The sequence below is a fragment of the Pirellulales bacterium genome, from assembly GCA_035546535.1.
GTDB lineage: Bacteria > Planctomycetota > Planctomycetia > Pirellulales > JACPPG01 > JACPPG01.
The window spans coordinates 1-5,261 of record DASZWQ010000159.1; the positions used below are offsets into that span (position 1 = coordinate 1).

A 5,261-nucleotide genomic window follows, 5' to 3' on the forward strand; every position below is an offset into this window, starting at 1 on the left:
CGCAGCATGATCCTGTTGTAGCGCGCGCTGTTGATGCCAAAGTTGGCAAAGAGAAACAGCGACACGGCGAGCACAGCCGCCAGGCTCAGCGCGCTAAAGAGCACGATGCCGTTGAGCTTCTTTTTGATAGTCGTTGAGCGAAACAGTGGCATGGCATGCCCTCGGCAAGCAAAGGAACGATCGCGTGAATGGCACCGGGTCCACAGATGCCGGTAACAGGTCCCTGGCCCGGGACTTACAAGTCTAAGTGCCCCTTGGAGTTCGGCCGCTTATTTCGCCGGCCGGTGCCGCCCGATGCGGCCTCATCGAGGCCCGTTACGCGGCACGGGTGATACAGGCCCTATGACCGGCTCTGGGGTGTCCGCATCATGCCCGCGGATCGAATCGGCGTCTACAATCGGGCGTCGACGATCGAGAAATCGTCGTCCAGAATCTGCGACGCCCCCAGTTCGCGAATATGGGCGAGCAGCCGGTCCGCAATCGGCCCCTGATCCGTGGGCAGCCCGGAAACGAACTCGACGAACTCCGAGTGTTTCCACATTTCGCCGTCGGTTTTTTCGATCTCGTAGGCGCCGTCGCTATAGATCAGCAGCCGGGCGTAGGGACCAAGTTGCGTCTCGCTGGTCGAATAAGGCATGCCCTCGACCATGCCGATCGCCAGGCCGTCGGCTTCGAGCGCTTGTACCGGAGCCTCGGCTTCGCTCGGTCCCGTGTACAGTAGCGCCGGCGGGTGACCGGCATTGCTGAACAACAGTTTGCGCGTGGCCGGTTCGAACACGCCGTACCAGATGGTGAAATACTTGCCGTTCTGCTTCTCCATCTGAAAGACGTCGTTCAACCGTTCGAGCACCTGGCCCGGATCGCGAAAATCGGTGTCGGCGAGCGAATGTGCCGACAACATGTTCATTGCCGAAACCGCCAAGAGCGACGAGCCGACGCCGTGGCCGCTAACGTCCAGCAAGTAAATCGCGAAGTGCCCCTCGTCGATCCAGTTGTAACCGAACATGTCGCCGCCGAGCTGCGTCGAGGGCACGAAGCGAAAGTCGATCGCGATGTCGCCGGTCAACTTTTCGGGCAAGAGCGACTGCACGTAACGGGCGGCCTGCCCCACTTCTTCGGCGAGCTGCTGCTGACTTTCGGCCAATTGACGAAAGGCCTCGTCGCGCTCCAGCCGGCTGATGTACGCGCGGGAGTGGTAGCGAATGCGGGCGATCAGCTCGAGCCGGTCGGGAAGCTTCACCAGGTAGTCGTTGGCTCCCAGGGCAAACGCTTGGGCCTTGATGACCGGCTCTTCCTTGCTCGACAGCACGATCATCGGAGTTTCGCGCGTGGATTTATTCGCGCGAAAGAATTTCACCAGCTGCAAGCCGTCGATATCCGGCATGACCAGGTCCTGCAGGATGACGGTCGGCGCGACGGCGTTAGCCGTGGCGATGGCCTGGGCCGGATCGGCGCAGTGATGGAGCGTGATATCGGCTTCCGAGGCGAGCATGCGGCGCACCGATTCGCCCACGATGGCCTGGTCGTCGATCAAGAGCACCGTGATGGGGTGCGCGGTAGTGGCCGGCGGCCGCGCGCGCGGCGCCGCGACGCCCGAAGCGGTAAGAACGGCGGCGGATGAGGACGCGGAATCACTCATGAAAAACCGAGGGGGAATGGCTCTCGAAGAGCTGAGCAGAATTGGTCTCAGCCGTCTACCACAATGACCAGAATTCCGTACGCACAAAGCGTAGCATGCGGTAGAAAATGATCACGCCCAGGGGCCTGGGTCCCGTGTGAATGCGGGCGTAACCCGTCGTCCCCGGGCGAAGGTCGGCCGTCGGATCTTTTACGCGGCAATAGACGCTGACACTGGTGCGCGTGTCTTTTTCGCCCTTGAAACCGATGGCCGCGATCTTGCTGACCGTGGCATCGAACGTATGAAACGGCAGCGTGCGGGCCTTGAACGTTACCGGCGCATCGAGTTCGACCCGCGAGCCGTCTTGCTCGGCCAAGGCCACATCGATATCCAAGCCGGAAGTGTCGCCGATTTCGCAGATCAGTTCCCCCTCGGGGTAATACTTGCCCAGCAGGTCATGAATCCGTTGCGTGGTGATGGTGCCGGGGCGAGAGGCGACGATATTGCGCTTTTGATCAAGCTGTTCGAGGTATTTCAACTCTTCGGCCAACTTGTCCCGATTGGCAATGGCGGCCTTCAATTCTTCCGGCCGGCAGCCGGCTTCGAGCAATACGACTTCGGAGCGTGCGTCGCCCAGCTCCTTTTCGCGCGCCGCCAACTGCGACTCGCGTTCCATCGTGCCCAGCGCTTCCATGCTGTGCTTCTTGGCCGAGGTCTCTTCGAGCGAGGACTCCGCGATCCGAAATTTGGCGCGGGCTTCGTCGACCTGGTCGCGGGTCACGGCGTTTTTCACGCTCAAGTTCGACCAACGCTTCAAGGCACCGCCGTAGTATTCCATTTCATGGCTCGACTGCTTGATCTTCGCGTCGAGCGACGCCAATTCCGCCGTGAGAGACTCGCCGGCACGATCCAGGTCATGCCGCGCCTTGTCGACCAGGGCCTCCAAACGCTCGACTTTGTGTTTTGCCTCGGCCAGCTCCTCGGGGCGTGCGCCGGCCTGCAAGTCGCGGGCCTTGGCCTCGGCCTCGGCGAGCGCGGCCCTGCCGCCGGCGATGCGACTCTCCAACTCCGTCACTTTCAAGCGCGCGATCGGTGCGCCCGGCGACACGCGCTCCCCCTCGCTGACGAAGACTTCTTCGATGAACCCGGCCATTGGCGCACGGATCTCGACATGCGCTACAGGGCGAATGACGAAAGGGCCGCTCGCACAGTCGTCGATCTTCCACAGCATGGCCGCCGACGCGAGCCCACCCACAATCGCCAACCACACGAGCGTGCGCACGAGTTTCCTGGTGATCATGGTGGTAAAGTCCGAGGCGAACACGCCCTGCACAAGTCCACTCATAAGCAACGAACCGAGCCCCAGCACGACCGTTGCGCCGACGACGCCACCCTGCGCGCCGAAGTAGCGATACATGCTGAAAATGAGCACTGAAATTATCGTCAGCGAAAACAACCAGCTTGCCAAGCCATACAGCAACAATAATTTCCGCCGCGGATCGGCCGGCGGCGCCGCGGCGCCCCACAGCAAGGCCCGCAGCCAGGCGTGCAGGTAGCGAATCGCCCGCGGCCGCAGGTTGGGAACCGCCAGCCAGTCGCCGAGCAGGTAATAGCCGTCGAGCGGGATCAGCGGGTTGAAGTTGAATAGCACGCGCACGCCCGAGACCGTGACCACGACCCAGGCCATGAAATTCAGGGCGCTGTCGGGAACCGTGATCCGCCAGGCAAAAACGGCCAGGGACCAGAGAAACGCCTCGAAATATCCGCCGGCCAGCGTGACCAGCAGCCGCTGCGCTTTGCGCGGCAACAGCCAGGCATCGGAAACGTTGCAATAAAAGCACGGCATGAGGTACAGCATGAGGAAACCGACTTCATGCACTTCGCCTCCGTACCGTTTGCAGGTCAGGCCATGAGCAAACTCGTGGCAGAGTGTAATCGAGCCCACGGCGACGAAAACCAGCAAGAAGGTTTGCCAGTGGAACGCGTTTGCGAATTCACTGACGATCTCGCCGCGATTGGCCCAGACCAGCACGATCGCCGCCACGATCGAGAATGACGATAGCGCCAAAAACGTGCGCGTCCACAACGGCCGCAACCAGGGCTCGAGGCGGTTGAACAGCCGGTCAGGATCGAGCAGCCGCACGCGCCAGACGAGCAGCCGCTGCCACAGCGGCCGCGAGACGGGGCGGGAGGATTCCTGGGGAGCAGGGCCGGGCGGTGCGGCCGTGGGAGCTGCGGCCGCGCTGGAAGGTGCGCCCGGAACGGTCGGCGAAGCGGCAGGAGCGGCGCGGTCCAACCAATGATGCTCGGCCGCCAGCCCGACGAAGCACTCCAGATCCGCGTGTGTCAGCGGCTCGCCGAATTTTGACTCGAACTCCTGGCGAACCGCATCAGGTTCGTGCAGCCCGTCGCAGCGGCTCAAAAGGAAGTGCTCGACGGCGCCGATCAGGTAGTACTCGCCGGTTTGACGATTCTTAAGAACGAACTTGCCCTGGTCATTTTGCGGCCCGAGAAAGAGTTCCGGGCGGACGCGCGGCAGCTTTTGCAATACGGTCGCCACGGAAACTATCTCGAAGGATCCCGGAGGTGCTCAGTCGCTTTCGACGAGGGCGTTGAGAAGGCTCGGACAGGAACGAGAAAAGCGGGGCTGGACGTGCCAGCCCCGCTCCGAAGACTTTCCGCTTATGGTTTCCACGGCCGGATAAGTAACCGCGTTTGCCACGCTTTTGCTTCGACGTTGTCGCAGGCGTTTCGCGCGGCCGGCCGATCCGAAGATCGTCGAATCATCGGTGCGTGGCCGACACGTACGCGAAATCGTCCCCCAGGACTTACAGGCTGTGCAACAGCTTGCTGACATCGGCTTCGAGCTGCGAAAGCGAAATCGAACCCGAGTACGTATGTCCGCCCGCGGAAATCGAACCGCTGAGCGTATTGCCGCTGAGGTTGTAATCGATGGTAATGCCACCGAAGTGCAGCGTGGTGGGGGCAACGCGTTCTTCCAACTTGGTCATCTCAAAGCGACGAGTTTCCATGAGTCGAATCCCTTTCTAGACGTGCAAGTGAAACGCAAAGGTGCCAATCTGCCCCAAAAACCTCGGCCGCATGATCACGACCGCTTATCCCCATTCTGGGTTGGTCGAAAAACGCCCAAAGTGATGCGGAGTCACAAGCTAGCGAGCGAATCGCTAGCTGTCAAACTTTTTTACTGGCGAGCCGGAAAATTCTTATCCGCCATCGGTTTGGGGCTCCGCGAGCTGGGATAGCCAACCTTCTGGGCCTGGAGGGACGTGAACTTCGACGGCTTGAATATTGTCGTTGAACAACGTCCGGCCCCCCCTCTGCCAACGGCTCTTTTTCGGGCCGGCGGTGGTGCTTATGGTTCGTTGGATGTCCCTGTACCGGGCATCGTGTGGTTCGCTGCGTGGATAAGGGCACCTCGTTTTTCAGGAGACCGACCGTGCAAGCCTCGCATTGCAATCCTGTGTCGGTGAGCCTGCGCGCTGGCCTAGCAGCCTGTTGAAGAACTCAACGGGCTGCGACATCGCAGGGATGCGATGGCAAAATATCGACGTAAGTCGTTATTTTGCGAGCCGTGCGAAGCTTTGCTTCGCACTTGGCGAGGTTGAAAAAAGCCACGAGGGCT

The 5,261-nt window shown here is 61.2% G+C and carries 3 protein-coding genes; all 3 read right to left on the minus strand.

Annotated features, from left to right (window positions below; translation table 11 throughout):
* Positions 1–391: 391 nt before the first annotated feature.
* Entirely contained in the window at positions 392–1,639 is a 1,248-nt protein-coding gene (locus tag VHD36_19255) for a SpoIIE family protein phosphatase (protein ID HVU89475.1), read from the minus strand.
* A 55-nt stretch (positions 1,640–1,694) separates the two neighbouring features.
* Positions 1,695–4,178: an efflux RND transporter periplasmic adaptor subunit gene (locus tag VHD36_19260; protein ID HVU89476.1), complete on the minus strand. Its 2,484-nt coding sequence runs from the start codon at positions 4,176–4,178 to the stop codon at positions 1,695–1,697.
* 268 nt (positions 4,179–4,446) lie between these two features.
* Complete coding sequence (locus VHD36_19265) at positions 4,447–4,650, minus strand: hypothetical protein (GenBank protein HVU89477.1); 204 nt, start codon at positions 4,648–4,650, stop codon at positions 4,447–4,449.
* Positions 4,651–5,261 lie beyond the last annotated feature (611 nt).

Excerpts from the sequence above, each read along its gene's own strand:
- VHD36_19265 (HVU89477.1), bottom strand. The coding sequence starts at position 4,650 with ATGGAAACTCGTCGCTTTGAGATGACCAAGTTGGAAGAACGCGTTGCC.
- VHD36_19255 (HVU89475.1), bottom strand. The coding sequence starts at position 1,639 with ATGAGTGATTCCGCGTCCTCATCCGCCGCCGTTCTTACCGCTTCGGGC.